The following is a 16,017-nucleotide window of genomic DNA, read 5'->3' on the forward strand; positions in this document are numbered from 1 at the left end:
ATAGGTATTGAACACTGAATGATACTTCGACTATGTATAGGCGGTATCGTTTATCATCGGATTAAGAGAGAGGCCGTCTGAAAATACAGGGTCGAAATTCGGGATTTCAACGGCATTTTCAGACGGCCTGTAATGCCCGGCGGCAGCAAGCATCTGCAGCCGGAGAGCGGGCATCAGCCCAGCTTCGCTTTCACCAATTCCTGCACCTGCGCCGGATTGGCCTTGCCTTTGCTGGCCTTCATCACTTGGCCGACAATCGCATTGAGGGCTTTTTCGTTGCCCGCTTTAAACTGCTCGACGGCTTTGGCATTGTTTGCCAACACTTCGTCTACCATCGCTTCGATGGCGCCGGTGTCGGTGATTTGTACCAAACCGTGTTTCTCGATGATTTGTTCGATGGAGGCTTCCGGCTCCGCCCACATCGCTTCAAAGGCTTTTTTCGCCAGCTTGCTGCTCAAAGTGCCGTCTGAAATTTTGCCCACCAAAGCCGCGAGGCGCGGCGCAGTAATCGGGCTTTGCGCCAACTCCAAACCTTCTTTGTTGAGTGTAGCCGCCAGTTCGCCGTTCATCCAGTTGGCCGCCAGCTTGCCTTGGCCGCTTGCTTTGGCGGCTTCTTCAAAGTAAGCGGCTTGGCTACGGCTTGCAGTCAGCAAACGCGCATCGTATTCGCTCACGCCGAATTCCGCTACGAAACGCGCCGCCATTTCCTTCGGCAACTCAGGCATTTCCTCGCGCGCTTTCTGTAACTGGCCGTCTGAAATCATTACCGGCAGCAAATCCGGATCAGGGAAATAGCGGTAGTCGTGCGCGTCTTCCTTCAGGCGCATCACGCGGGTTTCACCCTTGTCGGGGTCGAACAGCATGGTCGCCTGCTGCACCTTGCCACCGTCTTCCAAAATCTCGATTTGCGCTTCCACTTCGTAATTAATCGCCGCTTCCAAAAAACGGAACGAATTCAAGTTTTTAATTTCGCGGCGCGTGCCGAACTCGGCCTGTCCTTTCGGGCGCACCGATACGTTGGCATCCACGCGGAACGAACCTTCCGCCATATTGCCGTCGCAAATATCCAGCCAAGTCACCAAACCGTGCAGCGCCTTGGCATACGCCACCGCCTCGGCGGCGGAACGCATTTCCGGCTCGGACACCACTTCCAGCAGCGGCGTACCCGCGCGGTTCAAATCAATGCCCGTCGCACCGCTCAAACCTTCGTGTACCGACTTGCCCGCATCTTCCTCCATATGCGCGCGGGTGACATTGATGGTTTTCACCTCATCGCCCACCACGATTTCCAGCTTGCCGTGTTCCACAATCGGCAAATCCAACTGGCTGATTTGATAGCCTTTCGGCAGGTCGGGATAAAAATAGTTTTTGCGGTCGAACACGTTTTTCTGATTGATTTTCGCATCCAGTGCCAAGCCCAATTTAATGGCTTTGGCCACTGCCTCGCGGTTCATCACCGGCAGCACGCCCGGCAGCGCACATTCCACCACGCTCGCATGCGCATTCGGCTCCGCGCCGAACGCAGTTGACGCGCCGCTGAAAATTTTGGATTTAGTGTTTAATTGGACGTGGATTTCCAGTCCGATTACGGTTTCCCAGGTCATAGGAGGGTCTTTCTTTACTGGTTATTTTGATATGAAATTCGAGTAATGAGCGAATGCTTAGTCACTTTGTAGGGGAGGGTTTTATACCCTCCCGCAATACTTAAAATTCAGAAACATGGATTTTCTGTGGTTCGGTTTTTTTCAGCCGTAGTCGCCCGATAAAACCTATCCAACTCCCATTGCAAGGGATTATTGCGGATGTATTCGCGTATTCTTTCATGGGTTGATTCATTGCGGATAACGTGGTCATAAAAGCTTCTCTGCCACAATGTTCCGTCAGCGCCCACAGCCTTAGCTGCCTTTAAAAACAGGGAAGTGCTTTTTCCCTTGAACCATTTTACCGCCGCCGTTAAATCAGTATGACCGCTTTCGTTTACCCAAATAAAGTGAAGGTGATTGGGCATCAATACGCTGTCTTCGATATAGCAGCCTGGAAACTTCCCGTTTAATTCGGATAAAACCACCATGACCATTTTGCCGGTTTGATTTGGCTTCATTTCGCCGTTTTCAATCTGACCAAACAAATTATGTCGGTTGTGCGCACAAATGGTCACGAAGTAATAACCTGATTGTGCATAGTCATAATTTTGCAAACGGATGATACGCCGTTTGGGATATTGGTTTTCCATCATATAGGACTGAATCCGTTATTTCTACGGGTTTAGGCCGTCTGAAAATATTGAAACGTTTCTGCCGGGTAGCTGTTGCGGGCGGGTGTGAAACCCGCCCCTACAAGCGGTTGCGAAATGTTACGCAGGTGCTTTTGTATGCCAGTCGCTGTTTTGCTGGATTTGGTGCGCTGCGCCCAAGATTTTGGCTTCGCTGAAATAGTTGCCGATTAATTGCACGCCGATGGGCAGGCCGTCTGAAGAGAAGCCGGCGGGCAGGCTGACGGCGGGCAGGCCGGCGAGGTTGACGGATACGGTGTAGATATCCGACAGGTAGGCTTGCACGGGATCTTCGTTCAGGCTGTTGAGCTTGGGTGCGGCGGTGGGGGCGGCAGGGCCTAAAATCAGGTCGCAGTCTTTTAAGGCCGTCTGAAAATCGTTGGCGACGAGGCGGCGCAGTTTTTGGGCTTTGAGGTAGTAGGCGTCGTAGTAGCCGTGGCTCAATACGTAAGTGCCGATCATGATGCGGCGTTTGACTTCGCTGCCGAAGCCTTCGGCGCGGGTGTTGCTGTACATTTCTTCTAAGTCGCCGAACTGTGCGGCGCGGTGGCCGTAGCGCACGCCGTCGTAGCGGGAGAGGTTGGTGCTGGCTTCGGCGGAGGTCAGGACGTAGTAGGCGGGAATGGAGAGCTCGGTTTGCGGCAGGGTGACTTCTACCATTTCTGCGCCTTGTGCTTTCAACAGGTCAATGACTTGCTGCAGGGCCGTCTGAACGTCGGTGCTGTTGTTCTCGCCGAAGTATTCTTTGGGCAGGCCGATTTTGAGGCCTTTGAGTGTTTGGTTCAAATCGCGGGTGTAGTCTTCTTTTTCGCGCTCGATGCTGGTGGAGTCGCGCTCGTCGAAACCGGCCATGGCGTTGAGCAAAATCGCGCAGTCTTCGGCGGTTTGCGCCATCGGGCCGGCTTGGTCGAAGCTGGAGGCGTAGGCGACCATGCCGAAGCGGGATACGGTGCCGTAGGTGGGTTTGATGCCGGTGATGCCGCAATGTGAGGCGGGCTGGCGGATGGAGCCGCCGGTGTCGGATCCGAGTGCGGTGGGTGCGAGACGTGCGGCGACGACGGCTGCGGAGCCGCCTGAGGAGCCGCCGGGTACGTTTTCAAGGTTCCACGGGTTTTTGGTGGCGCCGTAAAATGAGGTTTCGTTGGTCGAACCCATGGCGAATTCGTCCATATTGGTGCGGCCGAGTGTGACCATGCCTGCGTCGAGCAGGTTTTGCACGACGGTGGCGGTGTAGGGGGAGACGAAGTTGTCGAGCATTTTGCTGGAACAGGCGCTCTTCCAGCCGGTTTGGCAGAAGATGTCTTTGTAGGCGACGGGTACGCCGGTCAGTGCGCCGGCGTTGCCTGCGGCGATGCGCGCGTCGGCGGCGCGGGCTTCGGCCATTGTCAGGTTTTTGTCTAGGGTGATGTAGCCGTTGATGGCGGGATTTTTCGTATCGATGGCGTTGAGGTATTCGGTGGCCAGTTCTACGGCGGAGATTTTTTTGGATTGCAACAGCTCGGAGGCTTGTTTCAAGGTATAGGTGGTCATAATTATCTTTCAGACGGCATTGCGGCTTGGTATGTGTTTTATTTCATCTGCTATTTTCAGACGGCCTGGGGAACGGGCAATACATAGGGCTGTCAACCCATACATGATTGGAATGGATAGAGTGCATCGGTTTGACAACCCAATCTACGGTTTGCCGGATATCCTACGTTTCAGGCCGTCTGAAAAATTATTCTTCAATCACTTGCGGTACGATATACAGGCGGTTGCGTACTTCGGGAGCGACGGCTTGGTATTCGGCGGCGCGGTCGGTTTCGGTGACTTTGTCTTCGCGCAGGCGCAGGGCGGCTTCGTGCGGGTGCGCCATCGGCTCGATGCCGTCGGTGTCGACGGTTTGCATTTTCTCAACCAGCGTGAAAATATCGTTTAATTCTTGCAGGGTTTGCGTTTTTTCATCATCGCTCAGGCGCAGGCGGGAAAGGCGGGCGATTTTTTCCACATCGTGTAAGCTTAAAGCCATAAAAAATCCTTGTCTGATAGCCAATCTGCCCCGCTGTGGGGTATGATTGCGTTCATCTTCTATGAAACGAAGAATTATAACTGAAAACTCATGCGCCGGCATGGTGATTTTGGGCGTTGCGCCGCCGTGCGTGCCGTCTGAAAAAGGAAGGGCTGCGGGCTGCCGCGCGGCTCTCTTGGGTAACGGGAAAGGTTGCGGGCATACTGTCGGCAGGGTATGCGGGGAACGGAAATGGAACTCGGTGTTGGAATTACTACGCTGATGCTGGCGTTTATGGTGCTGATTAATCCTTTCAGCGCCTTGTCGATTTATTTGGATATGACGCGCAATTACAGCTCGCGCGAGCGGCGTAGGGTGGCGCAGATTGCCGCTTTGACGGTGTTTATCGTGATTGCTGTGTTTGCCGTGTCGGGCGGCTTTCTGCTGAAGCTTTTGGGCATTAGCGTGGGCTCGTTCCAGGTCGGCGGCGGGATTTTGGTGCTGCTGATTGCGATTTCGATGATGAGCGGCAACGATAATCCGGCCAAGCCCGATTTGGGCACGAGCGAGGAAAATGCCATTACGGTATCGGCGCCGAAAAACAACGGCATGGCTGTGGCTGTGGTACCGATTGCCATTCCGATGATGATTGGTCCGGGCGGGATTTCGACGGTGATTATTTACGCATCGGCAGCCAAAACGTATTGGGACCTTGTGTCCATCATCGCAGCCGGTTTCCTGATTAGCATCATCTGCTGCCTGACCCTGCTGGCTTCGGCGAAAATCAGCAAATGGCTGGGCGATACGGGGCTGACCATTCTCAACCGCGTGATGGGTATGATGCTGGCGGCGGTATCGGTGGAGATTATCGTGGCCGGTTTGAAAGCGATTTTCCCGCAGCTGGCCGCTTAAAGGCGCAGAGCCGCCATTGGGCCGTCTGAAAAACTGTTCACTGAAGAGCGTTTTCAGACGGCCATTATATTTTGAAAAGGAGTAAGCATGTTCCACAGCCTGAATGCCGCCGACGGCCGCGAGCTTTACCGCCGCGAAGCGCAAACCTGGCCGCAGTTTGCGGCGGATTTGGCGCAGCTGCGGGCGCGGCAGCGGCAGTTTGCGGCGCTGGGCGTGACCGGACGTGCGGCGTTGCTGGCGCGTTTTGCCGACCGGCTGGAGGCGGAAAAAGACGTGTTGGCGCAGATGGTGTGCGAAGAAGTCGGCCGCTGCCTGCACGAATGCCGCGCCGAACTGAATAAATCGGTGGAATTAATCCGCTATTACGTCCGCCTGTCGCCCGAGCTGCTGGCGCACAAAACCATCGCCACCCAAGCCAGCCTGAGCCAGGTGCGCTTCGAGCCTTTGGGTGTGGTGTTGGCGGTGATGCCGTGGAACTATCCGGTGTGGCAGGTATTGCGTTTTGCCGTACCGGCTTTGTGCGCGGGCAACGCCTGCGTGGTTAAACCCGCGCCCAGCGTGGCCAGGGTCACGGCGGCGCTGTTTGATTTGATTGGCGGCGATTTGCCGATGATGCCCGCCTGGCTGGCGCATGAAGAAACTTTACGCGCCATCGAGCATACCGACGCGCTGGCGTTTACCGGCTCGACGTACACCGGCCGCCTGTTGGCCGCCCATGCCGGGGCGCATGTGAAGAAAACCGTTTTGGAGCTGGGCGGCAGCAATGCGTTTATCGTGATGCCCGATGCCGATTTGGCGCAGGCGGCCAAAGATGCCTGCTATTCGCGTTTTCGCGATGCCGGGCAGTCGTGCAACGCCGCCAAGCGCATTATTGTGACTGAAGTGGTGGCAGAGCCGTTTATCGAACTGTTTTTGGACGAATGTGCCAAATTGAAAAGCGGTGACCCGAAATCGCCCGACACCACGCTGGCGCCGCTGCACCGCGAAGATTTGCGCCGACAGGTGCACGCGCAGGTGGAGGACGCGCGCGAGCAGGGGGCGGAAATCTTGTGTGGCGGATATATTCCTGAAGGCGCGGGCTGGTTTTATCCCGCAACGGTGTTGGACAAAGTCAATCCGGCCTGCCGTGTGTACCGCGAGGAAGTGTTCGGCCCCGTAGCACTGATTTTGCGTGCGCGCGATGCGGCGGAAGCGGTGGCTCTGGCCAATGATTCGCCGTTCGGATTGGGCGCGTGCATTTATTCGGCGGATACCGAGCAGGCTTGGCGGTATGCGGAGCGCATCGAAGCGGGCGCGGTGTTTATCAACCGCCATACCAGCAGCGATTTGCGCCTGCCGTTCGGCGGCGTGAAAGCGTCGGGCTACGGGCGCGAGCTGTCGGAATTCGGGCTGTATGAGTTTGTGAATGTGAAAACGTATTGGCAGAAATAGCGGGCTGTTGCGCCTGTTTCGGCTTTATCTGACAAGTCTTGCGGCAAAAAAGCCGTCTGAAAAACAGTATTTTCAGACGGCTTTTTTCAATGTTCAATCGCGGGGATTAAGCGGCAAAGCGTTTGGCTACTTCGTCCCAGTTCACGATTTCCCAGAAACCTTTCAGGTAGTTCGGGCGGCTGTTGCGGTAGTCGATGTAGTAGGCGTGTTCCCATACGTCGCAAGTCAGCAGCGGGGTGTTGTCAGTAGTCAGCGGGGTAGCGGCGTTGGAAGTGGAAACCAGATCCAATTCGCCCGCAGGGGTTTTTACCAACCATGCCCAGCCTGAGCCGAAAGTGCCGGCCGCGCAGGCGTTGAAGGCTTCTTGGAAGGCTTCGAAGCTGCCCCATTTGGCATCGATGGCGGCAGCCAAGTCGCCGGCAGGTTTGCCTTGGCCTTTAGGTGTGAAGCCCAGCCAGTAGAAGGTGTGGTTCCAGGTTTGCGCTGCGTTGTTGAATACGCCGCCTGAAGATTTTTTCACGATTTCTTCCAAAGACAGGTTTTCAAACTCGGTGCCTTTGATTTGGTTGTTCAGATTGGTGATGTAGGTTTGGTGGTGTTTGCCGTAGTGGTATTCCAAAGTTTCTTTGGAAAGATGCGGCTCCAGAGCGTCCAGGGCATACGGCAGTTGTGGCAGTTGGTGTTCCATTTCAGCACTCCTTATGGGTTGTGTGTCGTCATTGTCGGCGCAGGCGTGCGGCTTTTTCAGACGGCCTGCTGCTGCCGCTTATGTGGCGGCAGAGATGCCATTTTACCTGCGCTGAGTTTAAAAAACCAATAAAACTTATGCTGCGCTATAATAGTGCATTCTTAATGTGTGCCTGATTGCGAGATGTGCCATGAATGATTATCCGGATATGCCGTCTGAAGACCGCGAGGTCGGTGCGTTGTCGCTGCCGCCGCACTCGATGGAGGCGGAGCAGTCGGTATTGGGCGGCCTGCTGCTGGAGAATTCGGCGTTTGACCGCATCGTCGATGTGCTCGGCGGCGAGGATTTTTACCGCCACGAGCACCGCCTGATTTTCCGCGCAATAGCCAAGTTAATCAACGAGCACCGCCCGGCCGATGTGATTACGGTGCAGGAAGCGCTGGAACGCAATGAAGAGCTGGAAGCGGCGGGCGGCTTCGATTATCTGATTTCATTGGCGCAAAACACGCCTTCTGCCGCCAATATCCGCCGCTATGCCGAGATTGTGCGCGAGCGTTCCATCATGCGCCAGCTGGCCGAAGTGGGTACGGAAATCGCCCGCAGCGCCTACAATCCGCAAGGCCGCGACGCGGGGCAGCTTTTGGACGAAGCGGAAAACAAAGTGTTCCAAATCGCCGAGAGTACCGCTAAATCCAAGCAGGGCTTTTTGGAAATGCCCGCGCTTTTGGAAGAAGTGGTGGCGCGTATCGATATGCTGTACTCGCGCGACAATCCCGATGAAGTCACAGGCATTCCGACCGGCTTTATCGATTTGGACAAGAAAACATCGGGCCTGCAGCCGGGCGATTTGATTATCGTGGCCGGGCGGCCGTCTATGGGTAAAACCGCGTTTTCCATTAATATCGCCGAATATGTGGCGGTAGAAGGCAAGCTGCCGGTGGCGGTGTTTTCCATGGAGATGGGCGGTGCGCAGCTGGTGATGCGTATGCTCGGCTCGGTCGGCCGGCTCGACCAGCATGTTTTGAAAACCGGCCGTCTGGAAGACGAGCATTGGGGGCGGCTGAACGACGCCGTGGTCAAGCTCTCTGACGCGCCGATGTATATCGACGAAACCCCCGGCCTGACCGCGCTGGAGCTGCGCGCCCGCGCCCGCCGCCTGGCGCGGCAGTATAACGGCAAGCTGGGGCTGATTGTCATCGACTATCTGCAGCTGATGGCCGGCTCGGGGCGCAGCGACAACCGCGCGTCCGAATTGGGCGAAATTTCCCGCTCGCTCAAGGCTTTGGCTAAGGAGCTGCAAGTGCCCGTGATTGCGCTGTCGCAGCTGAGCCGTACCGTAGAGCAGCGTACCGACAAGCGGCCGATGATGTCGGACTTGCGCGAATCGGGCGCCATCGAGCAGGATGCCGACCTGATTATGTTTATGTACCGCGACGAATACTACAACCCCGAATCGCCCGTAAAAGGTTTGGCCGAATGTATCATCGGCAAACACCGTAACGGCCCGACCGGCAAAGTGTTCTTGACCTGGATGGGGCAGTTTACCAAATTCGACAACGCGGCCTATATTCCCGAATCCGCCCTGATGGAAGATTAAGCGGATTGTGCGGCAAGGGGCTGATTTCGTGTTCAACCACCATGATAAGGCCGTCTGAAAATGATGCCCGATAGCAAAGGTTTTACCTTTATCGAAATGCTGCTGGTGCTGGTGTTGTCTGCCGTGGCTGCCGCCATTGCCCTGCCCAATCTGGGCGGCTGGCGGGCGAAGGCGCGTGCGGCCAATCAGGCGCAGCAGCTGGCGAACCTGCTGCAGTATGCGCGGGGCGAAGCGGCGCGGCTCAATTTAACGGTGTATGTCTGCCCGGCGCAAATCCGCGTGGACGGGCGGGCGCAAGGCCATTGCCGCGCCGAAAACAGAGCGCAGGGGCTGACGGCTTTTGCCGATGCCAACCAAAACCGTCTGTATGACGACGATACCCGCGACCTTTCCCTGCGCACGGTGATTTTAAACGCCAATCTCACGCAGGGCGAAGCGCCGAAAAATACCTACCGCTACCAAAGCTGCAGCGCGGGCGGCAGCTGCGCCGATACCGATGATTTGGTGTGGGCGTATTACCCCGACGGCGCATTCGGCTACGGCAGCCGCATGGGCGCTCAGGCGCGTATGGCCGCCGCAGGGCGTTTGCGCGTGATTGTCTCGGATGCCCGCGCCGACGGCAGCGATGCGGCGGCGCGCTCGGCGGTGGTGGTGATAGACGCGGGCGGGCGTGCGGAAGTGTGTGCGAAAAACGATGAGCGTGCCATCTGCCGCCATCCCGATTGATAAAGAACGAGGGCGCGAATGGCCAATCCAAGCGGAAAAGCGGCGGCAGGCCGTCTGAAAAAACGCCAGCAGGGCGTGACGCTGATTGAAGTGCTGGTGGCTTCCGCCATTTTGCTGATCGGCGTATTGGCTTTGCTGTCGGTACAAACCCGGGCGGTGTCGGGCGTGCGCGAGGCCGAGGGCGAAAGCGCCGTTTCGCTGATTGTGCAAAACCTGTCGGCGGGCATGGCGGCCAATCCCGTGCTGACCGCAGCGGGCAACAGCCTGCCGGGCAAATCTTTCCGGCATTATTATGGCAGCGGGCGGGCGGCGGCCTGTCGCGGCGATTATGCGGCGCGTATGGATAAAACGCAGCTGGCGGCCGCCCAATTATGCCGTTTTCAAAACAGCCTGGCCGCCGCTTTGCCCGAAAGTACGGTGTATTACGCCGTGTGCCGCGACACCTCGGGCAACGAGCCGACGCTCAACGGCGGTACGTTCAATCCGCGCTGCAACAACCGCGCCGGTATGACAGCGATTAAAGTGGCCTGGCTGCCCGGCTCGGATGCCGAGGGCGGCCTGCGTTCGGCAGACGGGCAGACGTATTACACGTTTCAAATCAGGATGGCGGAATAATGACGCAGCGCAAAATCACTTATCTGCCGCCTAAACCGGCTTCGCGCGGCTTTACGCTGATGGAATTTCTGGTGGCCGGCGCACTGGGCATGATTGTGCTGGTGGCGGCTACATCGGGCTATACCGCCATGCGGAATATGAACCAGGCGGCCAATGCGCGCGCGGCGGTGCAGCAGGATGTGCGCCGCGCGGCGGCTTTGCTGGCGCAGGACGCACGGCAGGCCGGCGCGTTCGGCTGCTTCGATACCGCCAAAGCCGTACGCGGCGATGTGCTGGAAGACAGCGCGCCCGATCATGCCCAAGCCTTAACGGCGGCAGGGCAGGCGGGCGTGCAGCCCGTTAAGGTATTGGGCAGCGCGGCGGCCTTGGGCATCAGCGGCTTCAGCTCGTCGGGCAGCGTGCTGGTGTTCCAATACGGCACACCTTCGGGCACGCTGTATGCGCCCGGCCAAGATGTTGCGGCGGGCGCGGCGCTGTACAGCAGCTGCCGCTATCTGTTCAGGCCGTCTGAAAATCTGCCGAATGCTGCGGCAATCCGCGCGGCTTTAAGATTGGCGGACACACGCGCCGACGGCGAAGTATCGGTGATGCGCTATACCCCCGCTGCTTATGCGGTGGGCAGCCTGAACGGCGAGCAGGGGCTGTACCGCTTCGGCTTGGACGACAACGGCCGCTGGGGCAGCCCGCAGCTTTTGGTCGCCAATGCGGCATCATGGTCGCTAGCTTATCTGTATGTGGAAAACTGCCCCGCAGGCAGCAATCCGAGCGAAACATTCGTTTATACGGCCACGGCCAACCCGGCGCGCACGCCCGCGCTGATACGCATCAGCCTTAACGGCGGCAATATCGCCTCGGAAGCGGGCGGTATAGGTATAGTAGATGTGCCCGCCATCGAAGTCGGCATCAAAGGAGGGAATGCATGCGCCAACCGCGTCTGGTAAATGCCCCGCAGCGGCAGCAGGGTTTTGTGCTGTTTATGGTGTTGGCGGTGATGATGGTGGTGGCTCTGTTTGTGGTGGCTGCCGTGCAGTCCTACAACACGGAGCAGCGCATCAGTGCCAACGATGCCGACCGGAAATTCGCCGCTTCTTTGGCCGAAGCCGCTTTGCGTGAGGGTGAGCGGCGGGCGGTCACCCTGGATAGGGAAGGGGCGGTTTTTACCGCCGATTGTGCGGACGGATTGTGTACCGCAGTCGGCTCGTCCGCGCCTGCGGGCAGAAACGATATTGTGATTGAAGGCGCGCCGACCGTACCCGCTGTATCGCGCCGCTGCGGTAATGCCTTGTGTTTGGATAACCGCAGTCGAAGATATAATGTCGGCGGCTTGAATACCAATAAAGACCCGCGCTATCTGATTGAGTTTATCCGCTTTGATGCCGAAACCGGCGAAGCCGTTTATCGGGTCAGCGCGCAAGGCCGGGGCAGGATTGCCAATACGGCGGTGGTGGTGCAATCGTATGTAAGGGTGGGCGCAAATGCGGGCAACTAAATTCGGCGTGCAAGGCTTTACTTTGGTGGAAATGCTGCTGGCTTTAGCCATCGTCGGCCTGCTGGCCGTATTTGCCGTGCAGAGCTATCAAAGCCATATCAATAAAGGCTATGAAGCGCAGGCTGCGTTGGATTTGGGCAGTTTGAACCAGTCGGTAGCCGCCATGCGCCTGCGCGAGCCGTCGCAAACCGCAGCCGAATGGGATGCGCGTATGCAGTCGCTGGCCGCAAGCCTGCAGGCCGCATCGCCCGCAGGCAGCCGCTACCGCTACGAAGTCGAGTTAGTGTCGGACGGCGGGCGGACGCGCCATTATCTGTATGCCTTGCCGTCTGAAAACGGCGCAGCGGCGCTGTGGGCAGACGGAGCGGGCGGAATTTACCGCTGCGACACTGCTGCGGCCGCGCGTCGGCGGGAAGCGGGCGAGCATACCGCCTGCCGCCGTATATAGTCGGACAAGATAAAGCATACGGCGTGTGCGCTTTGCTGCGTTATATGTTCAATATAAATAGGTGCATTTTTCAGACGGCATCGGGCGGTTTCCGAGCGCCGGATAAATCCGTTATAATCAAACCGGTTTTGCGGCGCCGTTTCGGCCGCCTTTCGATAAAAGGTCATACCATGCCTTGCAACATCCCCATCTTGCTGACTTGGCTGCGCGTTTTGCTGATACCGGTCTTTACCGCCCTGTTTTATCTGCCCGCAGGCTGGGTGGATACGCAAACCGTCAACTGGCTGGCCGCCGCGATTTTTGCCATAGCGGCGGTCACCGATTGGTTCGACGGATTTTTGGCGCGGCTGTGGAAGCAGACGTCCGACTTCGGCGCGTTTCTCGACCCCGTGGCCGACAAGCTGATGGTGGCGGTGGCGCTGCTGCTGCTGGTCAGCCTGAACCGCACCTATGTTATTTTCGCCATGATTATCATCGGGCGGGAAATTACCATCTCAGCTCTGCGCGAATGGATGGCGCAGATGGGCAAGCGCAGCAGCGTGGCCGTGGCCACCATAGGCAAGCTGAAAACCGCCGCGCAGATGGTGGCTATTTTACTGCTTTTGGCCGGTTTGGAAGATTTTTACGGCTTCGATTTGGTGCTGATCGGTAACATATTGATGTTTATCGCATCCGTATTGACCATCTGGTCGATGTTTTACTATCTCAAAATGGCCTGGAAAGAATTTAATTGAGAAATTTTCAAAAAAGTGCCATAAAGTGCTTGACGTGTTCAGGCAAATCCATAATAATAGCCGCTTCGTTACTTCGCAGAAGTAATTGAGATTGAATCCGGGCGGGAATAGCTCAGTTGGTAGAGCGCAACCTTGCCAAGGTTGAGGTCGCGAGTTCGAGACTCGTTTCCCGCTCCATCCGGAATTCGACAGCCCTAATGCGGGAATAGCTCAGTTGGTAGAGCGCAACCTTGCCAAGGTTGAGGTCGCGAGTTCGAGACTCGTTTCCCGCTCCAGTTTATCGTCAAATGTCATCCTAATGCGGGAATAGCTCAGTTGGTAGAGCGCAACCTTGCCAAGGTTGAGGTCGCGAGTTCGAGACTCGTTTCCCGCTCCATTAGCCCGGCATTTGCACACGCGGGAATAGCTCAGTTGGTAGAGCGCAACCTTGCCAAGGTTGAGGTCGCGAGTTCGAGACTCGTTTCCCGCTCCAAGTCAGCAGCATGCTTTATCCGTAAAGCAGCTTTCAGTTTGGCGAGATAGCAAAGTGGTTATGCAGCGGATTGCAAATCCGTCGACGCCGGTTCGATTCCGACTCTCGCCTCCACTTTCTCACGGCGGGGTGGCAGAGTGTTTATGCCATAAGGGGTGCAACCTTTATGCAGGCCGGTTCAAATCCGCGCCCCCGCCTCCAGTTTGCTTGTTTTTCGACTGGGAAAAGCAAGAGCCCGGATGGTGAAATAGGTAGACACAACGGACTTAAAATCCGTCGGGGCTAAACACCCCGTGCCGGTTCGATTCCGGCTCCGGGCACCACGCACCCCAAAATATAAAATGTTGATGAGACCGCATGAAGCGGTCTTTTTCGTATCGGCCGTCTGAAAAGGGCGGCTTTTTTATGCGTGTCGTAAACGGTGTTGCATTTTTAATACAGCAAAGATAAAGAAAATTTGCCCGAATAAAAGATTTTCAAAACAATGGCCTGCCTACCCGAGCAGAACCAAGATACGGTATTGGCGCGCTATACCCAAGCCGTGTTGGCGCAGGCAGACCGGGACGATAAAGCCGCTGTGCGGCAGCTGCGTGAATTAGTAGCGGAGCACCCGGAATATTTCACGCGCCTGTCGGTATCGCATCCCAAATTGTCATGGAAAGGGCTGACCCCGCGTGTGAACTGGACATGGACGCGCGTGGGCAGCAACCATTTCTACTACCGCTTTGCCGAGCATAAGGTGTTTATCGATATTTCCAAGCAGTTTTAGGGAAATGTGAACCCGGGCCGTCTGAAAAAAGGCATCAATTGAAGTATGCGGACGCATTTTCAGACGGCCTTTGCCAGATTGCCGCGAAGCTGTTACACTTAACGCGTTATGATTACAGGGCATATTCCTTTTATGAAAGACGCAGAGCAGAGTAGTTTGATACAAAGCCCTACGCATATGCCCGATTTCCGGCAGCCCGACGCCACCGACCGTCAGGCTGCTTTTTCACGTTTATAGGAAAGTAAAATGGATTTCAGTTGGTTGGCCGATCCGCATACCTGGATTGGCTTTGTAACGCTGCTGATACTTGAAGTGGTTTTGGGTATCGACAACTTGGTGTTTGTAGCGATTTTGGCCAACAAGGTCAAGCCCGCGCTGCGCGATAAGGCGCGGATTGTCGGCTTGGGGCTGGCGGTGCTGATCCGCATCATCATGCTGGGCTTTATGGCGCACATTATGACGCTGACGCAGCCGCTGTTCCATTTGGGCAGCTTGAGCGTATCGGGCAAAGATTTGATTATGTTTGCCGGCGGTATCTTCCTGCTGTATAAGGCCACCACCGAGCTGCATGAGCGTTTGGAAGGGCACAACCAATTTGCCGTGGCCGACAACCATAAAAAACACGCGCCGTTTTGGGGCGTGGTGTTGCAGATTTTGATTTTGGATGCCGTGTTCTCCATCGACTCGGTGATTACCGCCGTGGCAATGGTGGACCACATCGTGGTTGCGATGGCGGCGGTGGCCGTGGCAATGGCGGTGATGATTACCGCCAGCAAACCGCTCACGGCGTTTGTGGACAAACACCCGACCGTGGTAATGCTCTGCCTGGGCTTCCTGCTGATGATCGGTTTCAGTCTGCTGGCCGAAGCCTTCCACTTCCATATCCCGAAAGGCTATCTGTATGCCGCTATCGGTTTCTCGATTTTGATTGAAGTGTTCAATCAGGTATCGCAGAAAAACAGCCGCAAAAACGACTACATCAGCAGCTCGTGGCGCAAACGCACCGCCGAAAACGTGCTCGGCATGATGGGCATCCGCGAAAGCGTGCTGGCCAAAGCGGGCAATGAAGCCGCCGACGACGCGCATTTTGAGGAAAACGAAAAATCCATGATCCGCAGCGTGCTGACTCTGGCCGAGCGGCCGATTATGGGCGTGATGATTCCGCGCCGCGACATCGAGCGGCTGGATATTTCCCAAAGCAAAGAAGAGCAAAATGCCCAGCTGCAAAACACACCGTTCAGCCGCCTGCTGGTGGTGGGCAAAGCCGGGGTGGACGAGCCTTTGGGCTATGTGAACAAAAAAGACTTGCTGGCGCAGTTTTTAAGCAGCGGCGAGATGAATATTCAGACGGCCTTGCGCCAGCCGCTGGTGCTGCCCGACAGCACCACCGCGCTCAACGCGATTGAACTGTTCCGCCAAAGCAGCGCCGATTACGCGCTGGTGGTGGATGAATTCGGCGCGGTTTTGGGCATGGTAACCATGAAAGATTTGTTTGAAAGCATCGCCGGCGAGTTTCCGGAAGAATTCGAGCGCGAGGAAGAATCGGCCGTGCAGGAAAACGAAGACCAAAGCCTGACGGTGGACGGCGCGCTGGAATACGTCGAGCTGATGCCGCAGCTGAACCTGCCGCCGCAGGGCGAGGACGCCGACTTCCACACCGTCGCCGGCCTGATTATGGAAGAGCTGCAAAGCATCCCCGATGTCGGCGATTTTGCCGATTACCACGGCTGGCGCTTTGAAGTCATCGAAAAAGAAGGGCAGCGCATCGAGCGGGTGAAAATCACCAAGCTGCCGGAAGAGTAACAGCATACCGATACAGGCCGTCTGAAAACACGTTTTTCAGACGGCCTGCGCTGCATCAGCGGCTGCGCCGCAGG

At 56.6% G+C, this 16,017-nt stretch carries 17 protein-coding genes and 7 tRNA genes; 18 read left to right on the forward strand and 6 right to left on the reverse strand.

Annotated elements, in window-relative coordinates:
- Nucleotides 1–30: 30 nt before the first annotated feature.
- From BDE01S_RS11195 to gatC, 5 genes are all read right to left on the reverse strand, one after another.
- On the reverse strand, nucleotides 31–174 hold the full coding sequence (locus BDE01S_RS11195; RefSeq protein ID WP_156472587.1) for a hypothetical protein: 144 nt from the start codon (nucleotides 172–174) through the stop codon (nucleotides 31–33).
- Nucleotides 174–1,604 (reverse strand): Asp-tRNA(Asn)/Glu-tRNA(Gln) amidotransferase subunit GatB, encoded by a 1,431-nt coding sequence (gatB, locus tag BDE01S_RS00460; protein ID WP_066075749.1) that lies wholly within the window; start codon nucleotides 1,602–1,604, stop codon nucleotides 174–176. The genes BDE01S_RS11195 and gatB overlap by 1 nt, the downstream gene beginning before the upstream one ends.
- Before the next feature lie 107 nt (nucleotides 1,605–1,711).
- Nucleotides 1,712–2,236: a transposase gene (locus tag BDE01S_RS00465; RefSeq protein WP_066075750.1), complete on the reverse strand. Its 525-nt coding sequence runs from the start codon at nucleotides 2,234–2,236 to the stop codon at nucleotides 1,712–1,714.
- Between the two features lie 117 nt (nucleotides 2,237–2,353).
- Nucleotides 2,354–3,802: an Asp-tRNA(Asn)/Glu-tRNA(Gln) amidotransferase subunit GatA gene (gene gatA, locus BDE01S_RS00470; protein WP_066075753.1), complete on the reverse strand. Its 1,449-nt coding sequence runs from the start codon at nucleotides 3,800–3,802 to the stop codon at nucleotides 2,354–2,356.
- Nucleotides 3,803–3,989: 187 nt separating this feature from the next.
- Complete coding sequence (gatC, locus tag BDE01S_RS00475; RefSeq protein WP_066075756.1) at nucleotides 3,990–4,280, reverse strand: Asp-tRNA(Asn)/Glu-tRNA(Gln) amidotransferase subunit GatC; 291 nt, start codon at nucleotides 4,278–4,280, stop codon at nucleotides 3,990–3,992.
- A gap of 231 nt (nucleotides 4,281–4,511) precedes the next feature.
- On the opposite strand from gatC, the gene BDE01S_RS00480 reads away from it, so the two are divergent.
- Nucleotides 4,512–5,171, forward strand: a complete 660-nt coding sequence (locus BDE01S_RS00480) for a MarC family protein (protein WP_066075759.1) — start codon at nucleotides 4,512–4,514, stop codon at nucleotides 5,169–5,171.
- An 87-nt stretch (nucleotides 5,172–5,258) separates the two neighbouring features.
- On the forward strand, nucleotides 5,259–6,602 hold the full coding sequence (locus tag BDE01S_RS00485; RefSeq protein ID WP_066075762.1) for an aldehyde dehydrogenase family protein: 1,344 nt from the start codon (nucleotides 5,259–5,261) through the stop codon (nucleotides 6,600–6,602).
- Nucleotides 6,603–6,708: 106 nt separating this feature from the next.
- Here BDE01S_RS00485 and BDE01S_RS00490 read toward each other — a convergent pair whose 3' ends face one another.
- Nucleotides 6,709–7,290 carry a superoxide dismutase gene (locus BDE01S_RS00490; protein WP_066075765.1) on the reverse strand — a complete coding sequence of 194 codons (582 nt, stop codon included), beginning with the start codon at nucleotides 7,288–7,290 and terminating at the stop codon, nucleotides 6,709–6,711.
- 190 nt (nucleotides 7,291–7,480) lie between these two features.
- Between BDE01S_RS00490 and dnaB the strand changes: the two genes are divergently transcribed.
- From dnaB to BDE01S_RS00565, 16 genes are all read left to right on the forward strand, one after another.
- Nucleotides 7,481–8,887 (forward strand): replicative DNA helicase, encoded by a 1,407-nt coding sequence (gene dnaB, locus BDE01S_RS00495; protein ID WP_066075768.1) that lies wholly within the window; start codon nucleotides 7,481–7,483, stop codon nucleotides 8,885–8,887.
- Between the two features lie 60 nt (nucleotides 8,888–8,947).
- The gene (locus BDE01S_RS00500; RefSeq protein WP_066075771.1) at nucleotides 8,948–9,613 is read left to right on the forward strand and encodes a GspH/FimT family pseudopilin; all 666 of its coding nucleotides are present in this window, start codon (nucleotides 8,948–8,950) and stop codon (nucleotides 9,611–9,613) included.
- A gap of 18 nt (nucleotides 9,614–9,631) precedes the next feature.
- On the forward strand, nucleotides 9,632–10,228 hold the full coding sequence (pilV, locus tag BDE01S_RS00505) for a type IV pilus modification protein PilV (protein WP_066075774.1): 597 nt from the start codon (nucleotides 9,632–9,634) through the stop codon (nucleotides 10,226–10,228).
- Entirely contained in the window at nucleotides 10,228–11,169 is a 942-nt protein-coding gene (locus tag BDE01S_RS00510) for a PilW family protein (protein WP_066075777.1), read from the forward strand. The genes pilV and BDE01S_RS00510 overlap by 1 nt, the downstream gene beginning before the upstream one ends.
- The gene (locus BDE01S_RS00515; RefSeq protein ID WP_066075780.1) at nucleotides 11,148–11,717 is read left to right on the forward strand and encodes a pilus assembly PilX family protein; all 570 of its coding nucleotides are present in this window, start codon (nucleotides 11,148–11,150) and stop codon (nucleotides 11,715–11,717) included. Before BDE01S_RS00510 ends, BDE01S_RS00515 begins: the two co-directional genes overlap by 22 nt.
- On the forward strand, nucleotides 11,704–12,165 hold the full coding sequence (locus tag BDE01S_RS00520; RefSeq protein WP_066075785.1) for a type IV pilin protein: 462 nt from the start codon (nucleotides 11,704–11,706) through the stop codon (nucleotides 12,163–12,165). Before BDE01S_RS00515 ends, BDE01S_RS00520 begins: the two co-directional genes overlap by 14 nt.
- Nucleotides 12,166–12,335: 170 nt before the next feature.
- On the forward strand, nucleotides 12,336–12,899 hold the full coding sequence (gene pgsA, locus BDE01S_RS00525; protein ID WP_082790373.1) for a CDP-diacylglycerol--glycerol-3-phosphate 3-phosphatidyltransferase: 564 nt from the start codon (nucleotides 12,336–12,338) through the stop codon (nucleotides 12,897–12,899).
- Between the two features lie 101 nt (nucleotides 12,900–13,000).
- Nucleotides 13,001–13,076 (forward strand) — tRNA-Gly (locus tag BDE01S_RS00530).
- 22 nt (nucleotides 13,077–13,098) lie between these two features.
- Nucleotides 13,099–13,174, forward strand: a tRNA-Gly gene (locus BDE01S_RS00535).
- A 25-nt stretch (nucleotides 13,175–13,199) separates the two neighbouring features.
- Nucleotides 13,200–13,275: transfer RNA gene (locus BDE01S_RS00540), tRNA-Gly, on the forward strand.
- Between the two features lie 20 nt (nucleotides 13,276–13,295).
- A tRNA-Gly gene (locus tag BDE01S_RS00545) sits at nucleotides 13,296–13,371 on the forward strand.
- 40 nt (nucleotides 13,372–13,411) lie between these two features.
- A tRNA-Cys gene (locus BDE01S_RS00550) sits at nucleotides 13,412–13,485 on the forward strand.
- 9 nt (nucleotides 13,486–13,494) lie between these two features.
- Nucleotides 13,495–13,572 (forward strand) — tRNA-Cys (locus BDE01S_RS11200).
- 32 nt (nucleotides 13,573–13,604) lie between these two features.
- Nucleotides 13,605–13,694 (forward strand) — tRNA-Leu (locus BDE01S_RS00555).
- Between the two features lie 161 nt (nucleotides 13,695–13,855).
- Complete coding sequence (locus BDE01S_RS00560) at nucleotides 13,856–14,140, forward strand: surface lipoprotein assembly modifier (RefSeq protein WP_066075788.1); 285 nt, start codon at nucleotides 13,856–13,858, stop codon at nucleotides 14,138–14,140.
- 246 nt (nucleotides 14,141–14,386) lie between these two features.
- Complete coding sequence (locus BDE01S_RS00565; RefSeq protein WP_066075791.1) at nucleotides 14,387–15,943, forward strand: TerC family protein; 1,557 nt, start codon at nucleotides 14,387–14,389, stop codon at nucleotides 15,941–15,943.
- Nucleotides 15,944–16,017 lie beyond the last annotated feature (74 nt).

The organism is Bergeriella denitrificans NBRC 102155, assembly GCF_001592185.1.
GTDB lineage: Bacteria > Pseudomonadota > Gammaproteobacteria > Burkholderiales > Neisseriaceae > Neisseria > Neisseria denitrificans.

Bases quoted from the DNA above. Each gene is read 5' to 3' on its own strand.
- BDE01S_RS11195 (WP_156472587.1), bottom strand. From the start codon at position 174: ATGCCCGCTCTCCGGCTGCAGATGCTTGCTGCCGCCGGGCATTACAGG.
- gatB (WP_066075749.1), bottom strand. From the start codon at position 1,604: ATGACCTGGGAAACCGTAATCGGACTGGAAATCCACGTCCAATTAAAC.
- BDE01S_RS00465 (WP_066075750.1), bottom strand. From the start codon at position 2,236: ATGATGGAAAACCAATATCCCAAACGGCGTATCATCCGTTTGCAAAAT.
- gatA (WP_066075753.1), bottom strand. From the start codon at position 3,802: ATGACCACCTATACCTTGAAACAAGCCTCCGAGCTGTTGCAATCCAAA.
- gatC (WP_066075756.1), bottom strand. From the start codon at position 4,280: ATGGCTTTAAGCTTACACGATGTGGAAAAAATCGCCCGCCTTTCCCGC.
- BDE01S_RS00480 (WP_066075759.1), top strand. From the start codon at position 4,512: ATGGAACTCGGTGTTGGAATTACTACGCTGATGCTGGCGTTTATGGTG.
- BDE01S_RS00485 (WP_066075762.1), top strand. From the start codon at position 5,259: ATGTTCCACAGCCTGAATGCCGCCGACGGCCGCGAGCTTTACCGCCGC.
- BDE01S_RS00490 (WP_066075765.1), bottom strand. From the start codon at position 7,290: ATGGAACACCAACTGCCACAACTGCCGTATGCCCTGGACGCTCTGGAG.
- dnaB (WP_066075768.1), top strand. From the start codon at position 7,481: ATGAATGATTATCCGGATATGCCGTCTGAAGACCGCGAGGTCGGTGCG.
- BDE01S_RS00500 (WP_066075771.1), top strand. From the start codon at position 8,948: ATGATGCCCGATAGCAAAGGTTTTACCTTTATCGAAATGCTGCTGGTG.
- pilV (WP_066075774.1), top strand. From the start codon at position 9,632: ATGGCCAATCCAAGCGGAAAAGCGGCGGCAGGCCGTCTGAAAAAACGC.
- BDE01S_RS00510 (WP_066075777.1), top strand. From the start codon at position 10,228: ATGACGCAGCGCAAAATCACTTATCTGCCGCCTAAACCGGCTTCGCGC.
- BDE01S_RS00515 (WP_066075780.1), top strand. From the start codon at position 11,148: ATGCGCCAACCGCGTCTGGTAAATGCCCCGCAGCGGCAGCAGGGTTTT.
- BDE01S_RS00520 (WP_066075785.1), top strand. From the start codon at position 11,704: ATGCGGGCAACTAAATTCGGCGTGCAAGGCTTTACTTTGGTGGAAATG.
- pgsA (WP_082790373.1), top strand. From the start codon at position 12,336: ATGCCTTGCAACATCCCCATCTTGCTGACTTGGCTGCGCGTTTTGCTG.
- BDE01S_RS00560 (WP_066075788.1), top strand. From the start codon at position 13,856: ATGGCCTGCCTACCCGAGCAGAACCAAGATACGGTATTGGCGCGCTAT.
- BDE01S_RS00565 (WP_066075791.1), top strand. From the start codon at position 14,387: ATGGATTTCAGTTGGTTGGCCGATCCGCATACCTGGATTGGCTTTGTA.